The 24361-nt window shown below is 62.6% G+C and carries 24 protein-coding genes and 2 pseudogenes; 15 read left to right on the top strand and 11 right to left on the bottom strand.

Annotation, left to right across the window (positions count from 1 at the left end):
* Together ACV22W_RS10890 and ACV22W_RS10895 are read right to left on the bottom strand one after the other, a co-directional pair.
* A complete protein-coding gene (locus tag ACV22W_RS10890) occupies positions 1–567 on the bottom strand; it encodes a hypothetical protein (protein ID WP_448019096.1) in 567 nt (188 codons plus the stop codon).
* A 303-nt stretch (positions 568–870) separates the two neighbouring features.
* On the bottom strand, positions 871–2439 hold the full coding sequence (locus tag ACV22W_RS10895; RefSeq protein WP_448019097.1) for a methyl-accepting chemotaxis protein: 1569 nt from the start codon (positions 2437–2439) through the stop codon (positions 871–873).
* A 562-nt stretch (positions 2440–3001) separates the two neighbouring features.
* On the opposite strand from ACV22W_RS10895, the gene ACV22W_RS10900 reads away from it, so the two are divergent.
* Together ACV22W_RS10900 and ACV22W_RS10905 are read left to right on the top strand one after the other, a co-directional pair.
* Entirely contained in the window at positions 3002–3625 is a 624-nt protein-coding gene (locus tag ACV22W_RS10900) for a hemerythrin domain-containing protein (RefSeq protein ID WP_448019098.1), read from the top strand.
* Between the two features lie 80 nt (positions 3626–3705).
* Entirely contained in the window at positions 3706–4053 is a 348-nt protein-coding gene (locus tag ACV22W_RS10905; protein WP_448019099.1) for a hypothetical protein, read from the top strand.
* Positions 4054–4162: 109 nt separating this feature from the next.
* Here the strand turns inward: ACV22W_RS10905 and ACV22W_RS10910 are convergent, their stop codons facing one another.
* A complete protein-coding gene (locus tag ACV22W_RS10910; RefSeq protein ID WP_448019301.1) occupies positions 4163–4777 on the bottom strand; it encodes a c-type cytochrome in 615 nt (204 codons plus the stop codon).
* A 54-nt stretch (positions 4778–4831) separates the two neighbouring features.
* Complete coding sequence (locus tag ACV22W_RS10915; protein ID WP_448019100.1) at positions 4832–6172, bottom strand: cytochrome C; 1341 nt, start codon at positions 6170–6172, stop codon at positions 4832–4834.
* Positions 6173–6665: 493 nt separating this feature from the next.
* Here ACV22W_RS10915 and ACV22W_RS10920 point away from each other — a divergent pair, with 493 nt between their 5' ends.
* The 4 genes and pseudogenes from ACV22W_RS10920 (at position 6666) to ACV22W_RS10935 (ending at position 8625) form a co-directional block, all read left to right on the top strand.
* The gene (locus ACV22W_RS10920; RefSeq protein ID WP_448019101.1) at positions 6666–6965 is read left to right on the top strand and encodes an H-NS histone family protein; all 300 of its coding nucleotides are present in this window, start codon (positions 6666–6668) and stop codon (positions 6963–6965) included.
* A 193-nt stretch (positions 6966–7158) separates the two neighbouring features.
* A pseudogene (locus ACV22W_RS10925) lies at positions 7159–7448 on the top strand (transposase); the annotation flags it as partial.
* Positions 7449–7546: 98 nt separating this feature from the next.
* Positions 7547–7642, top strand: a pseudogene (locus ACV22W_RS10930) (IS3 family transposase); the annotation flags it as partial.
* A 245-nt stretch (positions 7643–7887) separates the two neighbouring features.
* Positions 7888–8625 carry a class I SAM-dependent methyltransferase gene (locus ACV22W_RS10935; protein ID WP_448019102.1) on the top strand — a complete coding sequence of 246 codons (738 nt, stop codon included), beginning with the start codon at positions 7888–7890 and terminating at the stop codon, positions 8623–8625.
* A gap of 850 nt (positions 8626–9475) precedes the next feature.
* On the opposite strand, the gene ACV22W_RS10940 is transcribed toward ACV22W_RS10935, so the two are convergent.
* Positions 9476–9940 carry a plasmid fertility inhibition factor family protein gene (locus tag ACV22W_RS10940; protein WP_448019103.1) on the bottom strand — a complete coding sequence of 155 codons (465 nt, stop codon included), beginning with the start codon at positions 9938–9940 and terminating at the stop codon, positions 9476–9478.
* Between the two features lie 255 nt (positions 9941–10195).
* On the opposite strand from ACV22W_RS10940, the gene ACV22W_RS10945 reads away from it, so the two are divergent.
* Positions 10196–10603, top strand: coding sequence for a hypothetical protein (locus tag ACV22W_RS10945; protein WP_448019104.1), 408 nt, complete (start codon positions 10196–10198; stop codon positions 10601–10603).
* Positions 10604–11263: 660 nt separating this feature from the next.
* Here ACV22W_RS10945 and ACV22W_RS10950 read toward each other — a convergent pair.
* Positions 11264–12007: a DUF695 domain-containing protein gene (locus tag ACV22W_RS10950; protein ID WP_448019106.1), complete on the bottom strand. Its 744-nt coding sequence runs from the start codon at positions 12005–12007 to the stop codon at positions 11264–11266.
* Positions 12008–12210: 203 nt separating this feature from the next.
* Here ACV22W_RS10950 and ACV22W_RS10955 point away from each other — a divergent pair, with 203 nt between their 5' ends.
* Together ACV22W_RS10955 and ACV22W_RS10960 are read left to right on the top strand one after the other, a co-directional pair.
* Positions 12211–12519, top strand: a complete 309-nt coding sequence (locus tag ACV22W_RS10955; protein ID WP_448019107.1) for a phosphatidylserine/phosphatidylglycerophosphate/cardiolipin synthase — start codon at positions 12211–12213, stop codon at positions 12517–12519.
* A gap of 121 nt (positions 12520–12640) precedes the next feature.
* The gene (locus ACV22W_RS10960; protein ID WP_448019108.1) at positions 12641–13120 is read left to right on the top strand and encodes a VOC family protein; all 480 of its coding nucleotides are present in this window, start codon (positions 12641–12643) and stop codon (positions 13118–13120) included.
* Positions 13121–13191: 71 nt separating this feature from the next.
* Here ACV22W_RS10960 and ACV22W_RS10965 read toward each other — a convergent pair whose 3' ends face one another.
* Positions 13192–14163 (bottom strand): diguanylate cyclase domain-containing protein, encoded by a 972-nt coding sequence (locus tag ACV22W_RS10965; RefSeq protein WP_448019109.1) that lies wholly within the window; start codon positions 14161–14163, stop codon positions 13192–13194.
* 289 nt (positions 14164–14452) lie between these two features.
* On the opposite strand from ACV22W_RS10965, the gene ACV22W_RS10970 reads away from it, so the two are divergent.
* Positions 14453–14671, top strand: coding sequence for a hypothetical protein (locus ACV22W_RS10970; protein ID WP_448019110.1), 219 nt, complete (start codon positions 14453–14455; stop codon positions 14669–14671).
* 182 nt (positions 14672–14853) lie between these two features.
* On the opposite strand, the gene ACV22W_RS10975 is transcribed toward ACV22W_RS10970, so the two are convergent.
* Both ACV22W_RS10975 and ACV22W_RS10980 read right to left on the bottom strand, forming a co-directional pair.
* Positions 14854–15477 carry a phospholipase D family nuclease gene (locus ACV22W_RS10975; protein ID WP_448019302.1) on the bottom strand — a complete coding sequence of 208 codons (624 nt, stop codon included), beginning with the start codon at positions 15475–15477 and terminating at the stop codon, positions 14854–14856.
* 201 nt (positions 15478–15678) lie between these two features.
* Positions 15679–16161 (bottom strand): winged helix-turn-helix transcriptional regulator, encoded by a 483-nt coding sequence (locus ACV22W_RS10980; protein ID WP_448019111.1) that lies wholly within the window; start codon positions 16159–16161, stop codon positions 15679–15681.
* Positions 16162–16330: 169 nt separating this feature from the next.
* Here ACV22W_RS10980 and ACV22W_RS10985 point away from each other — a divergent pair, with 169 nt between their 5' ends.
* Both ACV22W_RS10985 and ACV22W_RS10990 read left to right on the top strand, forming a co-directional pair.
* Positions 16331–16768, top strand: a complete 438-nt coding sequence (locus ACV22W_RS10985) for a PaaI family thioesterase (RefSeq protein ID WP_448019112.1) — start codon at positions 16331–16333, stop codon at positions 16766–16768.
* Positions 16769–16964: 196 nt separating this feature from the next.
* A complete protein-coding gene (locus ACV22W_RS10990; protein ID WP_448019113.1) occupies positions 16965–18017 on the top strand; it encodes an NADP(H)-dependent aldo-keto reductase in 1053 nt (350 codons plus the stop codon).
* A 64-nt stretch (positions 18018–18081) separates the two neighbouring features.
* Here ACV22W_RS10990 and ACV22W_RS10995 read toward each other — a convergent pair whose 3' ends face one another.
* Both ACV22W_RS10995 and ACV22W_RS11000 read right to left on the bottom strand, forming a co-directional pair.
* On the bottom strand, positions 18082–19368 hold the full coding sequence (locus tag ACV22W_RS10995; RefSeq protein ID WP_448019115.1) for an MFS transporter: 1287 nt from the start codon (positions 19366–19368) through the stop codon (positions 18082–18084).
* A 35-nt stretch (positions 19369–19403) separates the two neighbouring features.
* A complete protein-coding gene (locus ACV22W_RS11000) occupies positions 19404–20825 on the bottom strand; it encodes a M20 family metallopeptidase (protein WP_448019116.1) in 1422 nt (473 codons plus the stop codon).
* 166 nt (positions 20826–20991) lie between these two features.
* On the opposite strand from ACV22W_RS11000, the gene ACV22W_RS11005 reads away from it, so the two are divergent.
* The 3 genes from ACV22W_RS11005 to ACV22W_RS11015 all read left to right on the top strand — a co-directional run bounded on the left by ACV22W_RS11005 (position 20992) and on the right by ACV22W_RS11015 (position 24192).
* On the top strand, positions 20992–21945 hold the full coding sequence (locus ACV22W_RS11005; RefSeq protein WP_448019117.1) for a LysR substrate-binding domain-containing protein: 954 nt from the start codon (positions 20992–20994) through the stop codon (positions 21943–21945).
* Between the two features lie 64 nt (positions 21946–22009).
* Positions 22010–23137 (top strand): tRNA 2-selenouridine(34) synthase MnmH, encoded by a 1128-nt coding sequence (gene mnmH / locus ACV22W_RS11010; RefSeq protein ID WP_448019118.1) that lies wholly within the window; start codon positions 22010–22012, stop codon positions 23135–23137.
* The gene (locus ACV22W_RS11015; RefSeq protein WP_059818156.1) at positions 23134–24192 is read left to right on the top strand and encodes a permease; all 1059 of its coding nucleotides are present in this window, start codon (positions 23134–23136) and stop codon (positions 24190–24192) included. Before mnmH ends, ACV22W_RS11015 begins: the two co-directional genes overlap by 4 nt.
* The last annotated feature ends 169 nt before the right edge of the window (positions 24193–24361 follow it).

Genomic DNA, 24361 nt, shown 5'->3' on the forward strand with positions numbered 1-24361 from the left:
TCACTCTCCTGTCATGAGGTGAATGGCCGGGCCGCCGCGAACGGGGGCGTATTTATTGAGGAAGGCACCGAATGCACCCGCAACGCCAGTGGCGACAAATGCGACGATGGCAAATGCCAGGACTGCGTTTCGAACCTGCGGCAGTTTTACGAGCGATGGACCGTACTTGCCAAATACGTATGCGACCATCGTCATGGCGATCGGCGCGAGCCATGCGACGTGCTCTTTCCATTCCATGCCGAGGCTGTGCCACCCTGATGTGTTCGGGCTGGCAAGAAGAAGTTGTCGCGGGTAGTTCGTCAGATCACTTACTCCTGCCGGAGCGGCTGCCCTGTACCACGGGTAGACGATGTAGGCACCCGAAAATACGGCCGCCCACGCGAGGACCACCATTGCCGAAAGATAGAGCATCAGCAGCTTGTGCTCGGCCCTAGATGGGACGGCGGGTGCGCCGGGAGCAGACATCCGGTAGAGCTCCGCGAGCGCGCCAGAGAACGCCAGCATGAACAAAGCCCCGAATCCCATGCCATGTAGCACCGTAAGAAGGTCGCGTAGCGAGATTTCCATAGTTGGTCTCCTTGTCTGAGCGCGATATCGCTGGACTCGTCGTCTTTATCGTGCGCCTCGGGACCCTGCGGCGCTTGATATACGTCAAACGAGCTGGCGCCGCCGCCGGAGGTTTTTGAAAATTAGGGATTCCGACGAAATTGATGCGCCATATGCCTTTTACTCGGAGGTCACCCGGAATTTCCGATTGACGCCTTTGCAGTAAGTGATCACGGAATGCTGCCCAGTACGAAACACAGCGTCGCTTTCAATATCTCGAAAAGTCCGCAATCTGATGCACCTGACAATTCGGCGACGAAGCCGTCAAGCCGGGTTGACCGTATGCATGGCATCGAGCTTGAATGTACCGACGAGGCGTGCAAGACGACCGGCCTGATTCTGCAATGAGTCGGCTGCCGCAGCCGCTTCTTCCACGAGCGCTGCATTTTGCTGCGTCACTTGATCCATCTGGGTCATCGCTTGAGTGATTTGTACGATTCCAGTACTTTGCGCTTGGCTCGCGGCAGTAATCTCGCTCATGATGCTGGAGACGCGCCGGACGCTCGCGACAACATCGCTCATCGTGGAACCGGCCAGCGTGACGAGTTCACTTCCAGATTGGACCTGCTGGAACGAATCGTGGATCACTGTCCTGATATCCTTCGCGGCCGAAGCGGACCGCTGTGCAAGGGTTCGCACCTCGGTCGCGACCACCCCGAAGCCTTTGCCTTGTTGTCCCGCACGTGCGGCTTCCACCGCTGCGTTGAGCGCGAGGATATTGGTTTGGAACGCAAAGTTCTCGATGACACTGATGATTTCGACGATCTTGTCAGCAGATGCCCTGATCGCGCTCATCCTGTCGATGACTTGCGAGATAACTGCGCCGCCCTCGATTGCGACCTCGGACGCGGATGCGGCCAACTGATTGCCCATCAACGCGTGGTCCGTATTCTGCTTGACCGTATTCGTCAGTTCTTGCATCGCCGCCACTGTCTGTTCGAGTGAGCTTGCTTGTTCCTCGGTGCGGGACGACAAATCCAAGTTGCCGCTCGCGATCTGGCTCGAGGCGGTGGCGATCGTGTCGGTGCCTGTGCGCACATCGCAGACAATCTTCTTGAGGTTCTCATTCATGCGACCGAGCGCATGCAGTAGGCGACCAGTTTCGTCGTTTGATCGCACGTCGATGCGGCTAGTCAGGTCACCGGAGGCTACCGTTTGTGCGACCTGCACGGCTTCACGCAATGGGCGCGTGATCGAACGCGTAATGGCATAGGCGCAGCCGATACCCACCAGAACAGACGCCAGCCCAAGACCGATCAACAGTTTGCGCGCTGAGTCGATGTTTTGTTTTGCGTCTTCGCCTCGTTCTCCTACCAGGCGCCGCTGCAATTTCACCATGCCGGTGACGTGTTCCTGGAGTTGAACTAATGCCGGGCGCGTTTCGTCGTTCAATACCGCGATGGCTTCGTCCTTCCTACCTGCCGCAAGCAACTTGCCCACCTTGGAAAAGGATGCGACATACGCAGTACGGGATTCCTTGATGTTCCCGAGTCGCGATTTTTCCTCCGGCGTGACAGCGAGTCGGTCGAGCTTCGCGAGCGCCTCATCGATGACCACCTTGTTGTCGTCGATCTCCCGATAAATGCCGGAAATTTGATTTTTGTCGGTCGTGATGAAGAGCCGCATTGTAAGGGCTGTATTGGACCGGGTTCGTGCGTTGATGATTTGAATGGCATCGGCCTTGATCCATTCCGTTCGAAGGATGCCGGCGGTGATTTCACCGATGCTGCTCAAGCAGACCAATCCCGCGACAATCATTGTGGTCATCAGCGACATGACGAACGCAAACCCCACGCTCAGACGTACACCGATTCTTAAGTCTGCCAGATTCACTTGTGCCCACCGTTCGATTTGAGGTGTTGGTTGGCTTCCCCGTCTGCACGGGTTGGCCGACGTGAGCTGGCCTCATCGCCACAAGCTCTCTGTTTATCTGGTCACAGTATTAAGCGCGGTTTCAAGGATTCGTATCAGCACGCGCCGAACTTCTTGTAATCGTTGCTGCACGGCATGTCAGTGGCTTCCTACACTGCTTGTCCGGGCGCATGCAACTGCATCGTCGGTCCACATGCCTCCAGTTGCCCGTTCATACCGCACCCCATTTCAAGAGTCGGGAACGGGCAAAGTCGACGCCGCTATCGCGCGCCAATAACGCGGCATCGTGTCAGCGTTCTGTCTCAAAGCCGATTTGGTTGGACGACCGACGCCAACCTTATGGGCCACGAACGATGCTCGCTCGGATCGTTGATCTCCGTCAACGCCGTGGTGTTGGTGCACTTTGAGTTCGGGCAGTGGACGACCACCATTGAAGTATCGAAACGGGCCTTCCCACTTCCTGTCGGGGTGAGGTAGTCAGCCGATTCGCAAACGAGTTTCATGTTCCGGTGCGGAGATTGAGATGCCGTCGCTCGGGCCAAGTAGTGCCATAACAGTCATCCTTCATGAGCACGACCAATTGTCCACCGTGGTCGAGGGCATGCGGCGCTTCGTTCATTTGCTGGCCGCTGGTGCCCCCGTTCCGGACCTCATGGTGTTTCGGGCGATGCTTTACTACATTCGAGAATACCCTCAGCAGGTACACCATCCTAAAGAGGATCGCTACCTGTTCAGGCCATTGAGGGATCGAACCAATGAGTTTGATAGCGTTCTGGATGAACTCGAATCTCAGCACGATCGAGGCGACGTGAAGTTGAGAAACCTGGAACACACGCTGACTCGGTATGAGTTGAAGCGGGGCGCCTCTGCACTTCGTACGCTGGGCGCGCTAATGGATGACTATGCGGAGTTCTATGCGGACCACCGGTGCTTGGAAGAGACGTTGATTTTGCCGGCCGCCACGCGTTTATTGACATTTGAGGACTGGGCAGAGATCGACGCCGCCTTTGGAGCAAATCGCGATCCGTTCAATGGGGAAAAACTCGAAGATGATTTGGGAAAATTGTTCACGATGATCGTCAACGCGATCCCAGATCAGGAAGCTGGCTGCTCGGTTGCATCGATCGAGGGACAGCCGGCCACCTGAGGCACTTGCAGATCAGCAGGATCTGAGACCGTGGAGTTCAACAAGGTATTTGAGTGCCAGGAGTCGACACAGGAGGGAATATGCAAACCGCTCACCACTTTCACCTGGAACTGCGGCACGCAAGTGTGCCTACCTATGTCGCCAGTTACGTCTTTCCGATCCTGTTGTTGGCCTATGAAGTTCTCAGGGTGGGTAGGTGGGTCGCCGAATACGGAATCAACTTCTCGAGCTTCCGGTTCATGGGCTACGAGTTCCTGTTGATGCTTGAGTTCGTTGCGCTTCAGGTCATCTTTGAGGGCGTCTTCTTGATCGGGGCTTGGATCAGTCACAATCACGATTTCGAACATCGGGTCGCAAATCTTCTGGCCGGCCTCGGCTGCTCGCTAGTCGTAATCGGTTTCGACCTGGCATTGCAGTACGCGCTGTAGCAGCAAATGCTGCGGGGCTAGCCAGCGGCCGACCGAAATCGCGAGCATCTCGTTCCGGCTGAGATGGGCGGTCCGTGCATTGTTGGCCGACAACGACGAGCATCGACGATTAGCGGGACTCGAGCCATTCGGCTACGGCTTTCGCTTCATCTGAGTCCAGAGTGTGCGCGACAGCAGTCATGACAGGCGCGTTTGCACGTGTCCCATTCCTGAATACTTCGATCTGGCGAAGCAGATACTCCTTGTGTTGGCCAGCAAGGCGCGGGAACTGGCCAATTCCCTGGCCCTCCGCTCCGTGGCACGACGAGCATGCCGGGGTTCCGCGATCAGGTACGCCGTGCTCGAAGATTTCTTGTCCCTTCGACATCAATGCCGCATCGCCCGGTGCGCCGCGCACCGGCTCCTGATGCGAATAATAATCGGCCAGCGATGCGATCGTCGCGTCGTCGAGTTGAGACGCGATTGCCCACATGTACGACCGGGCATCTGTTTCGCCGCGCGTGTGTTCTCGGAACCCTTTGAGCTGCGCAGTCAGATACTCCGACGTTTGAGCGCTCAGCCGGGGAAAGATCGGTGATTCGCTATGTCCATGTACGCCGTGGCAAGCCGCGCAAAGCTGGGCAGCGAGGCGTGCGCCATCTTCGGCGTGCGCGGTTGATAGTCCGACAAGGATCGCTAGGACACCAAGGACCGAGACTGGCAACCTCGGCAGGCGAAGCAACATCATCAGGGTTGCTCTGGACCTGCAGGAAATAGTGCGCATGAGTTACCTCGCGGGTCAGAAGACAAGCCAAGCGACCAGATACAACGTGTTGTTATCGCTGGCGTTCCGTCCACTTCCGTCATAGTTGAAGCGTGCTCCATTGAATTTGAGGAACCAGGTGTACTGCACGGACAGTTTCACTTGCGGCAGCGGCAGGTAGTCCAGTTCGAGAATGATGCCCCGCGTGTCGGGCAGGCCGTTTGCGCTGCCTGTCACTGGAACGGCGCCATACAGACCCGCATCGGCATTTCCTGTCGTCGAGAAGTACCCGAGCGAAGCGCCGTACTTGCGCTGGTAGTAATACGATGCTTTCAACTTGAGGGTATTCAGGTGGTCCGTTGGATTGGTGGGTGTAGGTCCTGCACCGATCCCACCGCTCGGGAAACTCGCGCTCCAGTCTTGCTTTTCGTGAATGAACGCGATCTGGGTCGTGAATGCATGTGACAGCGTGAGGTATTGGTACTGCGCGTCTACGCCGAAATCGGTGAAGCGATCGGTTGGGGTCGTCGGGATGGTGTTGTCCGGATAGACGTCAGCGACCATGCCGAAGGTGCCCACTTCAAGAGAATGCGGCCCGAACTCGCGATTGTATGCAAGCCGCCAGTATGGGTTGGCACCCTTCAGACGCTTGACGCCGCCGGGCGTTGCGGTGTCCTGACCGGTCCGAAACACCGAAAATATCTGGTCGGCTGTACGATAAAAGCCGAACTCAGCATAGATGGTGCGGTTCCAGAAGGCGTAGGCGGAAATTCCGGCAACCTGTTGTGCGAGACCGCCATCGATAAGCGTGCCCGCGGTCGGAGTCAGGGAGATGCTGCTCGATGCATACGGAAAGCCAAATGCCGGCGTGGTATTCCAGACATCGGAAACGGTCGGGTTATTGTTGACTGAGATCCCGTAAATGAAATCGATATCGTCCCGTGTGAAATGTCCCGCGGCACGGATATCCGTATTGTCGATTCCGCTATGGTGCGCGATCCCGTCATACGTCCATTGTGCAAACGCACCGACCGGACCGGCAATGCGTCCGCCATAGAAGAGGCTCGCTTGCTGCAGCACGACGTCCTGATTACGAACGAAGTCGTAATTGGCGTTGTTGATGCTGCGTGTGTTGGTCTGCGACACTTGGACCATCCCGGCAAGCGGGATCGTCCATTTGTTGGAAAGCGTGTAGGCGGTCAACTTGAAGAAGCGGCCAAAGGGCGTCAACTCAGGGAAGCTGACATGACACGCCACGCAGGCAAGCCCGGTTTGTCGCGCGAACGCCGGCACTGCCATGGCATCGGGGGAAACCGACAGTGTCGCCACAGCCAGCAGAAACAAGGCAACGAAATACCTTTTGATCCGATTGACCATAGCGTCCTCTGCGTCGTTCTTCTCGAGGGTCCCGCATCTGAGCTTGATTGCAACGAAGCAGGGATGCTGCCGTCGGCGTGTTTCTTGGGATGTTTTTTAGGATATAAGGAAATGCCGTTTCGTCAACTTGAAAGATGCAGCGAATACATCAGTCTAGTATGGGGCGCGTCAGACTCTGTCTGTGTTTACGACCCTTACTGCATGGTCTTGATGCGGACCTCGCCGACCACGATCCAAATGTAGGGGCAGCGGCCTGAGGAAAGCTGATCGAGGTCAAGGAACTTTGACTCTTGGGGTGACCACGGCGCGTGGCGCCTGGAGGGCGCAGTGATGTCAGGGGCTGGCGGATGGGTGAATGATGCAGTCGCAGAAAATCAACCGGCGTTCCGGCGGAAACGAATTGCTGGTTAACCCCACATTTAGGATCTCGATGTTCTCCTTCGTTTAAGTCAAAACGTCTATCATGTGCGCTACACAACAGGAAGAGGAAAGCATGGCGACCTACAAGGAACTGAAAGCCCAAGTGGAGGCTTTGGCCGAGAAAGCAGAGGCAGCACGCATGGCCGAGATTCAATCCGCTATTGACGACATCCGTGCCAAGGTCGCGGAGTACGGTATTACCGAGAAGGACATCTTCGGTGCGCGTCGTGACAAGTCAGCAAGGCAAACTAAGGCGCCGGCGGAGGCGAAGTACCGCGATCCGAAGACTGGCGCAACCTGGTCGGGCCGTGGTCGCGCGCCGGCTTGGATCAAGGATGCCAAGAATCGGAATCGATTTCTGGTCCAGGGGTAAATCTCTTTGGAGATTGGGAGTTGTAAATCGCTCGCGTTTCGATATATTGACGACGTTGGGCGCGAGGTGCGCCCAAGCGAAGCCCGCAAGCGAAAGCAAGCGGGCCTTTTTGTTTGCAACAATGCGTCAGTCTGACCTGCTTCCCGCGTTTCGTACGGTGACGGTGTAGAGTCCGTTCCGGAGAGGAACGGCAATGAAAAAGCGATTCACCGAAGAACAAACATCGGCATCTTGAAGGAAGCCGAGGCTGGCCTTAAGCCGGCGGAGCTGTGCCGCAAGTACGGCATCTCGGAAGCGACCTGCTACAACTGGAAAGCGAAGTTCGGCGGGATGACGGTCTCCGAAGCGCAGCACCCGAAGGAACTGGAGCAGGAGAACAACAAGCTCAAGCGCCTGTTGGCCGAATCAATGCTCGATGACGTCGCGTTGAAGGACCTGCTGGCTCGAAAGTAGCCTGCCCGCAGGCCAAGCGCGAAGCGGTCCGGATATCGATAACCGAACGTGCCATGGGTGTTACCCCGGCCTGCGGGCTGGTAGGGATTTCGCGCTCGCTGTTCCACTACGAATCACGCCGCCGAGTTGACGACGAAGCGCTGACTGCCCGGATGATGGCCATCGCCGCGCAGAAGCGACGCTACGGCTATCGCCGGATTCACGTGCTGTTGAATCGTGATGGCTGCTTCGCCAAAGGAGCGCTGTGCCTGAGCGGCTCGACGTCGCCGCATCAGCGGTCGGTCTCTGCTACACGCGACGAGACAGCGAAAAAGCAGCTCACTGAAGTACAACACCGGTCGGCGATATCAAGAAAAGTACGATCGCCCCCATTTCGCTATTAAACGAATCACTTTTCAGACATATCCGATATGAGTCGCGGTCGCCGGCTGGTATACAGCTTTATACCTATCGCCGCCGGCACCACAAAATGAAACATCGCGACTACAGCTACTACCTTAACGGTCAAACGGAATACATGAAGCAGGTACTCCAGTATTTCGCAACCCGTTGCCACGGGAAGACCAGAATCCTCGATATACCGTCGGGATCCGGCGTGTTCGCCGCATCATTGAATGCGCTTGGCCATGATGTAGTGCAGGCAGACATCCATGGCCACGACGAGTCCGTCGTAGCCGACATGGAAGCCCCCCTTCCGTTCCAGAACGACGAGTTTGGTGCGGTCACTTGCCTTGAAGGAGTGGAGCACGTACTGAATCCGGTGAATCTCATTTCGGAGTTGGTTCGCATAACGAGGCAGAATGGCACCATCATCGTTTCAACGCCGAACGTTTCGAATCTGCATTCGCGCTTGCAGTTTCTCTTTACCGGTACTTTCTTCCAGTTCGATGCGCGTGGTGTGCGCCAGACTCACGGGGCGTCGATCGATCGTGGCCACGTGAGTCCGTTCACGCCGCTTCAACTGATCTATGTGTTTGGTGCGATGGGCTGCACGCTCAAGGACATCCGCATCGATCGCCGCAAGCGCATCGCGCTGCTGCCGTTTTACCTGCTCCTGAAGCCCTTTTCGATCCTGTGGACCCGGAAAATCACAGGTGGAACTGCCGCGGGAACATACCCGGGCGTCGTGAGCCTTAGCCGCCTCCTGACAGGATTCAAGCTGATGTTCGGTCGATCGCAAATTTTGATCTTCGAAAAAATGCAGTGACCGAGATGCGCCGGTACATAGGCCATGAACAAACTGCGTTGCGTTCCACCTACGGGAATCTTGATTCTTCCAGTCCGCCACATTCAGTTGAAATATGATTCAGAACTTCTGGCTTGAATTACTGATAATTTTCTGCGCAGCACCATTGTTGGCACATCATTTTCGTACAGAGCAAATGGCAAAAATCTGTCGGAAAATCGGGTTGCCGCGCAACATTCCTTTCTGGGCGATGGTGTTTCATCCGCGCTATTGGCACCTCTGGAGTTTGAGGCAGTGGGAGGCCCATCTTACGCGTCAAGAGGGCGCCGAGGGCAAACTGAGACGAGACTAAGCCGTCGCCGGCTCATCGTGTGTTGACTCTTCAAACGTCGGCCGGTGATTCCGGCTCACATGACACTAAGCTGAAATCGGCTTCGCTTCTTCAGCGTAAGAGGTCCAGGGCGCCAGCGCGCGACACTCGCCATTGTCGGTATCGAGAACAACTGCATCAGGGCAGTGCTCGACGAGACAACTGGACCGAACTGCAGATTGGCGGAATAGGCCAGCGACTTGGCGTAAATCACCAACGCTTAACATGCTTACATTCGTGTAATGTAACGACTTCCTCGTGCCCTCATCTTTGCAGGGCCGTTCGGTCCCGACGACCCGGAAGGCGTCGGGACATTTTTTTGTCTGCATCGCCGTCGTGTGATATCTCGTGCGACCTGCGATTGCTGCGCTTTCCCGGCCTCGAGTGCACATTGGAGAGTGATCTGAGCACGCCGGCAACCCGATCCGTCACGCTGTGCAGCGCGACGTCACTTGACGCGGGGCATATCGCTCGCGCGCGTACGATCAGGCGTCGCGTCCGCTATTCGCCGCAATACTGCACGAGCAAATCCGCCTCCGTTTCATGCACCTCGACCGGCAGGCTCGTCGCTCCGGCATACGCGAGATAGCGCGCGCGATGCTGACCGTTCCGGAACGACGCGACGCCGATTTTCGAAAGACCAGGAATGCCGAGTAGTGTCCGCGTTCTCGTCTCGTGAAAGGTGATGAAGGGCATCTCGGGAATACGGGCTTCGGCCGGATCGAGGAAAGCGCGGATGCCGGCGGCTTTGCCCGGCGCCCAGTACTCAACCGAAGGCAGCACATAATCGGTCGTGTCGCGATCGGCGCAGGCGAGCAGTTTCGTCAGGTCGACCGTCACGACGCGATGGCGCGAGTCGTCGGAGGCGAATACCCGTTTGAGATGCGTGGAGGCATAAGCGGCATGTCCCGAAAGCTGGACGATCCAGACATCGACGCCATCATGTTGTGCCCGGGCGAGTGACATTGTTTCCTTGGGTGGGGCAAGCGATTATTGTGGCCGGAGTGTAGCAGCGCGACCGCGGCGCGGAATCGGGCGCGCAACGGTTACCGGACGGACTGCCATGTATTTTCGGCCGAGATCGACAGCTCGCGAGAATATCGCGATACTGCCTGCGGGATTGACGTGCAGCCCCGAATTCACACAAGATTCACAGCGCGTGACGCCGCACTGGCGCAGCGCATCATAAGAACCGAGAGGGCGGATTGGCCGGAGAAAATCATGTCGCCGGAACTTGAGATCGAATATCTCGATTACCGCTTCACGTCGACACTTGAAACGCGGGAAACGGGGCGGGTGGCCGTGGTCGACTGGCAACTGGATTCCATTTCTCGAGGCAAGACGTTCGCGTGGGTCGTGCTCGACCGTTTCCTGAAACGCAACGATTTCGCTGACGAGGACGACGCGCGCGCCAATATCGTCGACTGGCTGGAGCAGCTGGTCAGCCCGCAGGGCGCGCCGCTCGTCGAAATCCCCGCGGCGCAGGCGGCAACCGCCCGTACTGCAACCAGTGCGATCGACAGCGATACTTCAGACGCGGAAATCGTCAGTGATGTCGTCGTTGAGATCGTCAGCGATCTCGACTGGATCGACATGATTGCAGGATGGTTCACGGACGGCCCGGCGTAACGTCGGGCTCGCGCCGGTCCGAAGCGAGTGATTTCGATCGTGAAACGTCGTTTCACGAAAATCCAGAAAGAAATCCCCGGATTCAAGAAAAAGCGGAATGGCGCGACTTTGACGATGCACGCGCGTTGCCGGAGACTGACGCGCGATTAAAAAATCGCCGATGTAAATCGAAAAAATCCGAACTCGAAACATGAAAAGCACAACGCGGCTGATTGCCGGCGCAATCGTCGTTGCCGTCTCAGATCGACGGTCTGCTGCACGTGGCACCAGGCACGACCTTTCCGCTTGAAAGGGTGAGTTGCCGCACAGACGGTCGCACGGGCCACGATCACAATCTGGCCGGTTGACCGTTCTACCCCGGCCCGGTCAACCATTTCCCCGCTCGCTCGTGCAGGAGCGGGGGCTTTTTCCCCCGCACGACGCACGCAAGCCGCGTTGGCGGAAACGGACAGGCGTTCGGCGGGCGGCGTTTCGCGCCATGGCATCCGTTCGCCTGACCCGCATGAATCGCTTTCCTCGTGCCTGGGCGGTTGCCTGGGCCCGTCGCCGGTTACGGCCGGCGATGCCTTGGTCCCGGCGGCGCGCCGTCGCGCTGCCGGGATGACTTTTGTATCGAACCCGTCAAGGTCCGACATGCGTGCAACGCGCGTGTCGGCGGGATCAGCCCACCTGCTCGACGCTGGTTTCCCAGCCGTCGTATTCGCCGCCGAGCGAGCGCACCTCGCGGTTGATCTCGAGCGTATGGTGCGTGATGTCGGCTAGCGCCATCGTGCCTTCGTGCGCAAACCGCACGGCCGATTTGCCGTCTTCGGTCGGCGCGACCGATTCGACCAGATAGCCTTTCGACTCGGCCCAGTCGGCGAATTGATGCGCATCGCTCGGTTCAGGGAAGTAAGCCCAGTGCATCACGCGCCGGCTCACGTCGCTCACGTCGCCTTTCTGCCGCAGCGCATCGAGCACGCGCATGTCGCGCATCAGTTGCCAGTCGTCGTCGGTCGGGTAGAGCGTGCGCCAGTACGTTTCCTTGTCGGGATCGTCCTGGTATGCGTACTGCAGCGCGTAGGTCGTGTGCTCGGCCAGCGAGTCGACGATCTCGCCCGCGATTTCCTCGTCGAACGGCACGTAGAACAGGAAATCCTGGTTGCCGTCGACCGTGATGCGGCCGACCTGCACGCCGTTTTTCGCGGTCACTGCGGCGTCCAGCAGATCTTCGATTGTCGTGAGACCGGCGAACTCGTCGCTGCTCGGCAGGCCGTCGGGTGTCGGATGCTCGAGCGCGACGCGCACGCTGAGCAGCGACGTGCGAGGATCGCTTTCGGCAATTTCCGCAAAGCCGTGATTGAAGCTGATGAAGGCCTGATGGTCGCCCATTCTGGCAGGGAAGGTTCCCCAGGCGTCGGTCATGTGTTTCTCCCGTACACGATTGTCTGTTGACGGTTGCAAAGCGTCCCAATGTATCATCGAAAATCGCGTTGGCCGAAGCCGCGTGCGGGGATGATCGTGCGTCGAGCCGGCCCGGGCGCGGTTGAATTCGCGGGCCGTCGCGCCATCGCCGGTTTCCCTCGTCCGGCGTTCGTCCGGCCTCAACCGTTTCGAAGGAGATCCCGATGTCGATGTTCGCGGTGAATGGTGTCCGAATCGATGTGCTCAGCGCGCGTGTGACGCACGTGCGCTGGGCGGCCGTCAATCCGGCGGACCGGTCGTGGGCGGCGACGCCGAGCGAGGCGTCGGTGGCGGAAGTTGCGCGTGCGCTTGCGGCCGGCAACGACGTTCGCGCCGTATTCGACGAAGCGGACGGGACGGCGGTGGGGCCGAGACTGAAGCGCGTGCGCTATCGCGACGCGTCGGAGGGGATCGAACTCGACATCGATGCGACGAGCGAGTCGCGTACGCTGCGTGACCTTCCGCAGATCTGAGAAAAAAATATCCGCAGGCGTGTCGATTTCCGTCGAGTCCGTCCGTCGTAGCATCGGAGGCGTGCGCATCGTCCGTGCGTCCCGATTTTCGACACGATAACCGACTGAAGGAGCGACACCCATGGCCACGTCCGTCGACCCGATCCCGGAAGGGATGCGCACGCTGACCCCGCATCTGATCTGCGCTGGCGCAGCCGCCGCCATCGATTTCTACAAGCGTGCGTTCAACGCGACCGAACGGTTTCGCCTGCCGACCCCGGACGGCCGGCTCGCGCACGCATGCCTCGCAATCGGCGATTCGACGCTGATGCTCGTCGATGAAATGCCGGAGCACGGCGCACTCGGGCCGAAGACGCTGAACGGCACGCCGGTCTGCCTCCACCTGTTCGTGCCGGACACCGATGCGGCGATCGCGCAGGCCGTCGCGGCCGGCGCGACCGTCAGAATACCGGCCGCCGACATGTTCTGGGGCGATCGCTACGGCCAGGTGGAGGATCCGTTCGGCCATTGCTGGTCGATCGCGACCCACCAGCGCGACCTGACGCCCGAGCAGATCGTGGAAGCGATGGCGAGTGCGCCGACGTGCGGGAAGCTGACCTAACGGCGTGTATCGGGCCGAACGCGGTTTGCGGCCGCGGCAGTGGCGCGTATCGGCGAGCGGTTCATCCGCGCTCAGGCGCCGGTGGCTTTGCCGCGCTGCTTGTCCTCGTACATGCGGCGATCGGCCGATTCGAGCAGGTCGGCCACCGCGCGATGTCGCGCGGGATCGTATGCGACGTAGCCGACGCTGAACCGGATCGCATAGCCGCGTGCGTCGGCCGCGTTGCGCAGCGCGAGCGCCTGCGTGACGCGTTCGATCGGCTCGCCCACGTCGGCCGGATCGCTGGCGCTCAACAGCACGACGAATTCGTCGCCGCCGAGTCGGGCGATCACGTCGCTGTCGCGCAGCACACCGGTCAACGTCTCCGCGAAGGCCTTGAGCGCGCGGTCGCCTTCGGCATGGCCGAACCGGTCGTTGATCGCCTTGAAGTCATTCAGGTCGAAGAACAGCAGTACCGCGTGCCGGCCCATGCGCTCGCACAGGCTCAGCACGTGGCGCGCGAGAATCTCGAAACCGCGTCGGTTCGTCAGTTGGGTCAGCTCGTCGGTCGTCGCGAGATGCAGCGCCGCGATTTCACGTTCGGTCATGTGCGCGAGATCTCCGAGCAGCGCGAGTTCGTCGACGGAGAGTTCGCGCGGCCGCGTGTCGATCAGGCACAGCGTGCCGACGGGTGCGCCGTTCGGTGCGGCAAGCGGCCGGCCCGCGTAGAAGCGGATGCCGGGCTGGCCGGTGACGAGCGGATTGTCGTGGAAGCGATCGTCGTTGCGCGCGTCCTGGATCACCATCGTTTCGTTCGCGAGCAGCGCATGTGCGCAGAACGAGACGTCGCGCGAGGTCTGCGTGGCGTCGAGACCCGGATGACTTTTGAACCACTGGCGATTCTCGTCGACGAGGCTGACGAGTGCGATCGGAACGTCGAACAGCCGGCGCGCGAGGCGCGTGAGGCGGTCGAACCGTTCTTCCGGCGGTGTGTCGAGTATCGACAGTGAATGAAGCGTCTCGAGCCGGGCCGTCTCGTCGACCGGTTTGGAAGCAATCTGCATTGGCTTTTGTCTCCGGTCCCGGCTGCGGAGCCGGTCATCGATCGTCTGGATGCCGCTCGGCGCGTGCGCAAGCACATCGGTGCATTCTTGCCGATATCGCCGCCCATGCCGGACAGTATCGCGCATTCGCCATTGCGCTGCACGTCGTGTCGTGCGGAGTTGCCATGTCGATGCGACGCGAACGCTTCACATGTCGTGCGTCGCTGATATGCAATTTGATGCCCGGCGGCTCAAGCTCTCCGGTGCGATGCCGTAAACAGGGCAAGATCAATCGCTCATCCACCGCACCATGGTTCGAATTCTTTACGCGGGGTATCTCGCGTTGGCGCTGTATCTGCTCTATCCGATGATTCAGAACCCGCTGACCTTCAGTGCGGATTGCGTACTCGGCGCGCTGCCGGGCGGGGCTCGCGATCGACCGAAGCCTTCCGCGAGCGATGCGCATGCGCATGCGAGCCTGTGTGGCGCGACCACGCAGATCGCGGAGCGATCGCCCGACATTCATTGATTTCACCAACCGGTTTCACCGATCTCGGCGCCGTCGCGTCCGGTGTGCAGGCTGTTCGGCCAGGTTGACCGGCATGCAATGCGCACCGATCATCGACGTCATCACGGCGCGTATGCACGCAACGATGCGCGTGGGGCGCGCCGCATGCGAACGGCGCCTGGCGATCGCACGTGCGCGAACGGTCAGTACGACGAGCGGTACGGCGTACCCTGGTCGAAGCGGCTTTGCCAATGCGCAAGGTAGCGCGACGCGAGTTGCGGATTGTTCCAGACTACGATGACGTTTTCGGAGTTGCGGCTGGCTGCCGAAGCGCTGTAGTTGAACGAGCCAGTCTCGACATGTTCGGCATCGACCACGACATACTTGTCGTGGTGGATCGCATAGGCGTCGATGGTGCGTGTCGGAATGCCCGCGTTGACGAGCAGGTTCAGTGCCTGCTTGCTGCTCTTCGCGCGATTACCCTTGTCGTCCACGACGACTGCGACATTCACGCCGCGCCGCTTCGCGGCGAGCAGCGCGCGCGTGACGGGCGGCGACGTGAACGAGTAGGCGGCCACGCGAATCGAGGTGCGCGCGGCGCCGATTGCCTTCAGCACGAGCGCCTCGGCACCGCCATCGGGCGAGAACGCAGATTCGACGACCTGTGTGGCGGGCGCCTCATGGGTCGGGGCCGGCAAAAGTTGCGCGATGAAGTCGATCGCCTGCTGCAGCAGCGATTCGTTTTGCGTCTTGCCGAAGGCGGCGAAGGGCGTGGCGAGCAGGGAGGCGGCGAGGCAGGCAGCGGCGAGGCGTTGGCGCGACAACATCTTGGACAGCGAATGATTTTGAGACAGCGGGCCGTGAGTGTAACGCAGACACGGCGGCGCGGTCACGCACGGATGCGAATGCGCGACATCGTGTGACGGTCTGGCGGCGTGATGAGGTTCATCGTATCGAGCGGTATCTGCATCTGCTCGGAGGTCGGGCGGCGCGGCCATGCAAGCACGGCACTCGCTCCGCGCTACGCGTCAGGCATCGAGCGGTCCGGCCGCCTCATGTGCGACCCACCCGGGTCCGGGCTCCGGCTGCACATCGTGCGCGTCGAGCGGCTCGCCGCATGCCGAGCACACCGCGACCGCATGCATCAGCTGACCGCAGGTGCGATGACGCAATTGCACCGGCGGCCCCTGGCCGTCGTCCTTCCAGCGATCGCCCCATGTCATCAGCGCGAGCAGGGCCGGGTAGAGGTCGAGGCCTTTTTCCGTCAACCGGTACTCGAAGCGAGGCGGGCGCTCCTGATATGCGCGCTTGATCAGCACGCCTTCGTCGACGAGGCGGGCAAGCCGCTCGGCCAGGACGTGGCGCGTGAGGCCCAGTTGTGTCTGGAACGCATCGAAGCGGCGGCAGCCGAGAAACGCGTTGCGCAGGATCAGCATGGTCCACCGATCGCCGAGCACGGCGAGCGTGCGCGCGACCGAACAGTTCAGCGTGCCGATGTCATCCCATTTCATGATCGAGTCTCGTGCGGCGGTTCAGCGAAGGAGCGGGTTCGATTATAGAACTTGCCTTCGGTGGCAACGGGCGGTGACTGCGTTGACAAGCCCTGTGCGGTTGCCAATAATGAGTTCCAATTTAGAACTCACTGGCGCGGCGACGCGCTTTCAATCAGGAGACAACCCGATGAATCCGCTTTCCCTGTCCGGTCTCGAACTGTTGCGCGCGGCGGCGTCCGGCGATTTGCCGCTCGCATCGATCTCGGAGACGATCCCGATGCGGCCGCTGGGCGTCGAGCTCGGTTACGTGAAGATGTCCGCGCGTGCGGATGGCCGGCACCTGAATCCGCTCGGCGGCGTGCACGGCGGGTTCGCCGCGACGGTGCTCGACTCGGTCACGGGCTGCGCCGTGCATTCGATGCTCGACGCGGGCGTGGGTTACGGCACGGTCGACCTCCACGTGAAAATGCTGCGTCCCGTGCCGCGCGACGTCGACCTGATCGCGGAGGGGCGCGTGATTCACCTGTCGCGTTCGCTCGGTGTCGCGGAAGGCACGCTGAAGACGCCGGACGACAAGATCGTCGCGCACGCATCGGCAACCTGCTTCATTCAGCGGCCGCAGTGACGCAGCGGGCCGGCGTCGTTACGCCGGCCCGGTTCGTCCGGCATGATCCGGACCGCGCCCGCGAAGGCCGCCGTACCCCGAATGAGCGACGTCGACCGCACATCGCAGGCGACCTGTAAGCGAACGCGCCGGCCGTCTGAAGCGTTCGTTTCAATGTGATAGCGTTCCTGCTTTCCACTGACGCGACAGGAACAGCATGGAATACCGCACACTCGGCGATTCGGGCATCGAGGTCAGCCTGATCGGTCTCGGCACGATGACGTGGGGCGAGCAGAATTCTGAACGCGACGCCCATGAGCAGATCGATTACGCGCTTGGGCAGGGCGTCACGCTGATCGATGCCGCGGAAATGTACCCGGTGCCGCCGAAGCCCGATACGCAAGGACGCACGGAGCAGTACATCGGCACCTGGCTCGCGCAGCATCGGGCGCAGCGCGACCGAATCGTGCTCGCGACGAAGATCGCGGGCCCGGCGCGACAGCCGCACAATCCGCGTCATATTCGCGGCGAAGGCAACCAGTTCGACCGCAAGAACCTGACCGAGGCGCTCGACGGCAGCCTCAAGCGCTTGCAGACCGACTATGTCGACCTGTATCAGTTGCACTGGCCCGATCGCAGCACGACGACGTTCGGCCGCCCCGCGTATCCGTGGGTCGACGACGCGTACACGGTGCCGATCGAGGAAACGCTGGGCGTGCTCGCGGAATTCGTGAAGGCCGGCAAGGTTCGCGCGATTGGCGTGTCGAACGAAACGCCGTGGGGTGTCGCGCAATTCCTGCGCGCGGCCGAAAAGCTCGGCTTGCCGCGCATCGCCAGCATCCAGAATCCGTACAGTCTGCTGAACCGCACGTTCGAGAACGGCCTGTCCGAGTTCACGCATCGCGATGGCATCGGCCTGCTCGCGTATTCGCCGCTCGCGTTCGGCTGGCTGTCCGGCAAGTACGAGAACGGCGCGCGTCCGGCCGGCGCGCGCATCACGCTGTTCGAGCGCTTCCAGCGGTATAGCAAGCCGCAGGCCGTCGAGGCGACGTCGCGCTACGTCGCGCTCGCGAACCGGCACGGGCTGTCGCCCGCGCAGCTCGCGCTCGCGTTCGTCAACAGCCGGCCGTTCGTGCGCAGCAACCTGGTCGGAGCGACGTCGCTCGCGCAACTGAAGGAGAACATCGGCAGCATCGACGTCACGCTGTCCGACGAGATCCTCGCCGAGATCGACGCGCTGCACGAACGGCAGCCGAACCCGGCGCCGTAAACGGCGAGCGGCCCGCGCGGCACGGTGCCGCGACGGGTCGCGCCCCACGCGCATTGCCTCAGGGTCAGCGCATCCCGAGCCGTGTCCGCGCGACCAGCAGTGCGACGAGACTCAGCACCGCGCAACCCATCAGGTACAGCGCCGGCGACAGCCGGTTGCCGGTCGCGCTGATCAGCCATGTGATCACGAACGGCGCAAAGCCGCCGAACAGCGTGACGCCCGTGTTGTAGCTGACGGCGAGGCCGGTCGCGCGGGTCTGCGACGGAAACAGTTCGGACATCAGCGCCGGCAGCGCGCCGCAATACGTCGCCTTCAGCAGCCCGATCCAGATCAGCGCCGCGAGCATCGTCGCGAACGACGCGTGATGCGTGAGCCACGCGAACGTCGGCCATACGGTGGCGAGCATCAGCAAGGCCGCCGCCGCCATCACGCGGATCCGCCCGGTGCGATCGGACAGATGTCCGACGAGCGGTGTGACGAGCGTCAGCACGAAGCCGGTCGCGAGCGTCGCCGCGAAGCCCGTCGATGCAGGCAGCCCGAGCTGCTTGATCGCATACGTCGGCATGTACAGCACCATGTAGTTGATCGCGGTGGAGATCACGAGCACGCCGATCGACAGCAGCACGCGCATCTTCTGGTCCGCGAACAGCTCGCGCACGGGCGCTTCGGAGCGCGCCTGCGTCTTGAACTCGATCCCCTCGTCGACGTAGCGGCGGATGTAGAGCCCCACCGGGCCGATCGCGAGGCCGAACAGGAACGGCACGCGCCACCCCCAGCTTTCGAGTTGCGCGACGCTCAGCGTCGACGTCAGCAGCGCACCGAAGCCCGATGCGAGCAGCGTCGCGAGGCCCTGGCTCGCGAACTGCCAGCTCGACATGAAGCCGCGCCGCTGCGGCGCGTGTTCGACGAGGAACGCGGTCGAGCTCGCGAATTCGCCACCGGCGGAAAAGCCCTGCATCAGCCGCGACAGCATGATCCCGAGCGGCGCGAGAATGCCGATCGATGCATAGGTCGGCATCAGCGCGATCAGCAGCGTGCCGGCCATCATCATCGCGATCGACAGCAGCAGCGATGCCTTGCGGCCCGCACGGTCCGCGTAGGCGCCGAGCACGAAACCGCCGATCGGCCGGATCAGGTAGGACAGCCCGAACGTGCCGAGCGTGAGCAGCAGCGAGGTCGCCTCGCTCGTCGCGGGGAAGAACAGCTTGGCGATCGTCACCGCGAAAAAGCCGTAGACGATCAAGTCGAACCATTCGAGTGCATTGCCGATCGACGCGGCGAAGATGATGCGTCGGATCTTCGCGGCGCTGGATCGCGCGGCGTCGTGCGAGGTCAGGGTGGTCGTATTCATCGTGTGAGCAGGTCCCGAGAAAGGGGCGAAGCGCGTTACAGGGCGGCGCCGGCCGCGGCGGGCGCCGCGCGGCGAACGGGCGGCGCGGCGTCGCCGAGATCCCAGAAGAGGCCGGCCATCATCTGCAGTCCCTCGCGCACGACGCTCGCGAGCAGGTGCTCGTCGGGCGCGTGCTGCGAGCACGCCGGATAGGAGTGCGGCACCCACAGCGTCGGCAGCCCCAGCGTATCGGCGAACACTTCGTTCGGCAGCGTGCCGCCGAGGTTCGGCAGGATCGCGGGCTTCTTGCCGGTCGTGCGCGCGAGCGACGCGACAGCCCAGCGGACCCACGGATCGTCAGGCGGCAGGCGCGTCGCCGGCGCGCCGCGTTCGACGTCGATCTCGATGTCGGCGAAGCCGTGCGCATCGAGATGCGCGCGCAGATGCGCATGCAGCGCTTGCCAGTCGGTGCCGACCACGAAACGCAACTGGCAGTGCGCGTATGCGAGGGGCGGAATCGCATTGACCGGGTGGTCGGGGTTGCCGGCCTTGAACGCGAGAATCTCGAACGTATTCCAGCCGAACACGCGCTCGGCGGCCGAGAGGCCCGGCTCGCCCCAGTCGGCGTCGAGCGCCGGATCGCCGGGGCCGCCGCCGACGGACAGGTCGGCGAGCGCGACGCGCACGGCGGCCGGGATCGGCGGCGGGCGCAGGCTGGCGACGCGGATCGCGCCGCGCGCGTCGACGAGACTCGCGAGCGCGTTTGCGAGCACGGTCGCCGGGTTGCGCAGCAGGCCGCCCCAGTTGCCCGAGTGATGGCCGCCATCGCGTGCGCGCAGGCTCAGCTTGAAGTTGACCGAGCCGCGCGAGCCGAGGAACACGGTCGGCCGTTCGGCGGTGATGCGCGGCCCGTCGGACGCGATCAGCACGTCGGCCGCGAGCGCGTCGCGTTCCTGGCGACACAGTGCGTCGAGGCCTGGCGATCCTGTTTCCTCGCCCATCTCGATCAACAGTTTCGCGTTGAAGCCGAGCCGGCCGCCGCGCGCGTCGAGCACACTCGCCAGCGCGGCCAGATTGATCGTGTGCTGGCCCTTGTTGTCGGCACTCCCGCGGCCGTACCAGCGATCGCCGTCGACGGTCAGCGTCCACGGCGACAGCGGGGCGCGCCATTGCGCGTCGTAGCCGCGCACGACGTCGCCGTGACCATAGACGAGCACGGTCGGCAGCGCGTCGTCCTCATGGCGCGACGCAAGCAGGAACGGGCCGCCGCCGTCGACGGGGTTCTCGACGATGCGCGACGTGAAACCCAGGCGTGTGGCCTCCGGCGCGATCTCGTCGGTCAGGTAGGCGCGCAGCGCGGCGCCCGAGCCGCTGTCCTGGCTTTCGGTGCGCAGGCCGACGCGGCGTCTCAGGGTCGTGAAGAACGCGCCCGATTCGAACTGGTTCAGCGCGTGCTGGATGGCGGCGGTACGGCTCAAGACGTGTCTCCTGTATCGGTTTTCCGGCGGGTGCGGGGCGTGCACGGCCGGGAGTGCGATCGATTCTAGAAAGCCGTTTTTTTTGTCACAATGATCGAATTTCGAACATTTCTTTGCCGAAAAGGCAAAGCGGAGCGGCCTGGACCACGGGCCCGGGGACAGAACGATGGCGGCTTTCCTGCATGGTCTTGCGTTGCGGTATTTCGTCGAAGTGGCGCGCACCGGGTCGATCAGCGACGCATCCACGAGGCTGCACGTGGCCGTCTCGGCGATCAGCCGGCAGATCGCGAAGCTCGAGAGCGAGCTCGGCGCGCCGCTGTTCGAGCGCCGGCCGCGCGGGATGGCTTTATCGGAGGCCGGCGAACGGCTGCTGGGTTTCGCGCAGCGCAGCCTGCTGGAGGCAGAACACGTGATGAAGGAAATCGGCGGGCTGGAGGCGTTGCACGGCAGTCTGTTGAAGATCGCCTGCTCGGAAGGGTTCGCGATCGATTTCCTGCCGGGCGCGCTCGCAGGCTTCAAGGCGCGCCACCCCGGCGTCGATTTCTCGTTGTGGGTCGTATCGCCGGCGGAGGCGACGCGGCGCGTGCGCGACGGCGATGCCGACATCGGGTTGACGTTCAGCCTGGCGCCGGAGAAGGGCGTGCGTGTCGAACATACGGAGCGCGCGCCGGTCTTCGCGCTCGTGCGGCGCGACCATCCGCTCGCGGCGCGCGACTCGGTGTCGCTCGCCGATGTCGCGCGGCATCCGCATGTGCTGCCTGAGGCCGGCACGACGGTGCGCCAGCTGATCGACATCGCGTGCGTGCTCGACGGGCTCATGCTCGAGCCGGAGCTGACCAGCAACAATACCGCGGCGATGTACCGCTACGCGCAGCGTACCGGCGCGGTGATGTTCACGGGGCTGCTGTCGGTGCGGGACCGTTTCGACGCGGACGGCTTCGTCGTCGTGCCCGTCACGAATCCCCAGTTGCGCGAGCGCAGCATCCAGGTGCAGACCATGGCGGGGCGCGATCTGCCCGCGTCGGTGCGCGCGTTTCGCGACCATCTGATCGACGTGATGAGCAGCGCGTCACGCCCGCCGGTTGCCGTGCGCGGCCCGAGACGCCCGGGCATGAGATAATCGCGAATCCGCCTTCCGCGCCCGTGCGGCTCGCCGAGCCGCATCGCCCCTGTTCGACGCCAAATTGAAGAACCTGATTGTCACCCTCGATCGCGCCGGCGAGTTCGACGAGATCATCGACGTGCGCACGCCACTCGAGTTCGCCGAGGATCATATTCCCGGCGCGCTGAACGCGCCCGTGCTCAGCAACGAGGAGCGCGTGATCGTCGGCACGATGTACCGCCAGGTGTCGCCGTACGAGGCGACGCGCGTCGGCGCGGCGATGGTCGCGCGCAACATCGCGCGCCATCTCGACACCACGTTCGCCGATCGGCCGCGCAACTGGCGGCCGTTGATCTACTGCTGGCGCGGCGGCAAGCGTTCGGGTTCGATGACGACCTGGTTCAACCTGATCGGCTGGCAGGCGCGCCAGCTCGAGGGCGGGTACAAGTCGTACCGCCGCTCGGTCTGCGCGACGCTCGATACGCTGCCGACGCGGTTCCGCTACATCGCGCTCGTCGGTCACACGGGCTGCGGCAAGACGCGGCTCCTGAACGCGCTGCGCGACGAAGGCGCACAGACGCTCGATCTCGAGGCGCTCGCATGCCACCGCGGCTCGCTGCTCGGCGCGTTGCCGGGTGTGCCGCAGCCGACGCAGAAGTCCTTCGATTCGGGGCTCGTCGGTGCGCTGGAGCGTTTCGACCCCGCATGGCCGGTGTTCGTCGAATCGGAAAGCCGCAAGATCGGGCTCGTGCAGCTGCCGCTCGCGTTGCTGGACGCGTTTCACGCAGGGCCGTGGGTGCAGGTCGAGGCGGCGCACGGCGAACGCATCGCTTTCCTGCTCGAAGATTACGCCCATCTGTTCGATGAACCGGCCGTGTTCAAGGCGCAGCTCGATCGGCTGATCGGCCTGCACAGCCGGGAAGAGGTCGCGCGCTGGAACGCGTTGATCGACGCGAACGAGCGCACCGAACTGTTCCGCACGCTGATCGACAAGCATTACGATCCCGCGTATGCACGAACCTATCGTTCGTCGCACGACAAGCCGAACCGCGCACTGACGTTCACTTTCCGGCCGAACGCGGCCGACGTGCGCCAGCAGGCGCGCGCGCTGCTCGACGCGCTCGCGCAGGCCGGGCTGCCGGCATCGCCCGCCGCCGGCGCGTCGGCGCAGGCCGACACCGACAACAACCCTACGATCACCACACGATGACGACCACACGCACCCAACCCAGTCCGGCGCTCGGCTGGATGACCTTCCTGCTGATCGCGGTCGCGGGACTGTTCTACGTGAAATGGTTCCCGTATTACAACAAGGCGTTCGTCGCCGCCGAGCATCATTCGATCGGCCAGTCGATCCTGATGGGCACGTCGGCGAGCGCGCCCGAGCCGTCGCTGAAGGCGGCGCTCGACTACGCGTGGGCGTACGGCAAGGCGATCTGGCAGGCCATGGTGCTCGGCCTGCTGCTCGGTTCGGCGGTGCAGGCGCTGCTGCCGGCGCACTGGGTCGCGCGTGTGCTTGGCCGCACGGGCTTCGGCAGTGTCGCCGCGGGCGGCCTGCTGTCGCTGCCCGGCATGATGTGCACGTGCTGCGCGGCGCCGGTCGTCGCGGGCCTGCGCGCGCGGCACGCGTCGCCGGGCGGCGCGGTCGCGTTCTGGCTCGGCAACACGGTGTTGAATCCGGCCGCGCTGGTGTTCATGGGCTTCGTGCTCGGCTGGCACTGGAGCGCGCTGCGGCTTGTACTCGGCGTCGCGATGGTGTTCGGGATCGGCTATCTGCTGAACCGTATCGCGCGTCCCGAGGACCGCAGCATCGACGACGCGCAACTCGCCGCGCTGGTGGCCGAGCAGGCCGCCGCGGGCAATCCGTTCGTCCGCTGGATGAAGCTGCTCGCACGCATGGCCGTGCGGCTCGTGCCCGAATACATCGTGCTCGTGCTGCTGCTCGGCGCGGCGCGCGCGTGGCTGTTCCCGCATATCGGCCCGGACATCGGCAACCATCTCGGCTGGATCATCGCGTTCGCGGTCGCGGGCACGTTGTTCGTGATCCCGACGGCCGGCGAGGTGCCGATCATCCAGGCGATGCTGTCGCTCGGCATGGGCGTCGGCCCGGCCGCCGCACTGCTGATGACGCTGCCGCCGATCAGCGTGCCGTCGCTCGCGATGCTCGCGCGCTCGTTCAAGCCATACATGCTGGCGATCGTCACGGGCCTCGTCGTCGTGTTCGGGATCGTGAGCGGGCTGCTCGCGATCGCGTTCGGGTTCTGACGGACACGCGGGCGGGGCGGCGAGCGGGCGTGACGGCCGGACAGGTCCGGCGCGCGACATGCCCGGCTGCCGGTGACCGGACCTGGGCGATGGCAGCAGTGCTGCGCGCCGACCGATCCCGCCGCGCGACCGTCGTATTCATCCGGCGCCGCCGCGTCACGCGTGCGGT

The sequence above is a fragment of the Burkholderia sp. AW49-1 genome, assembly GCF_053427845.1.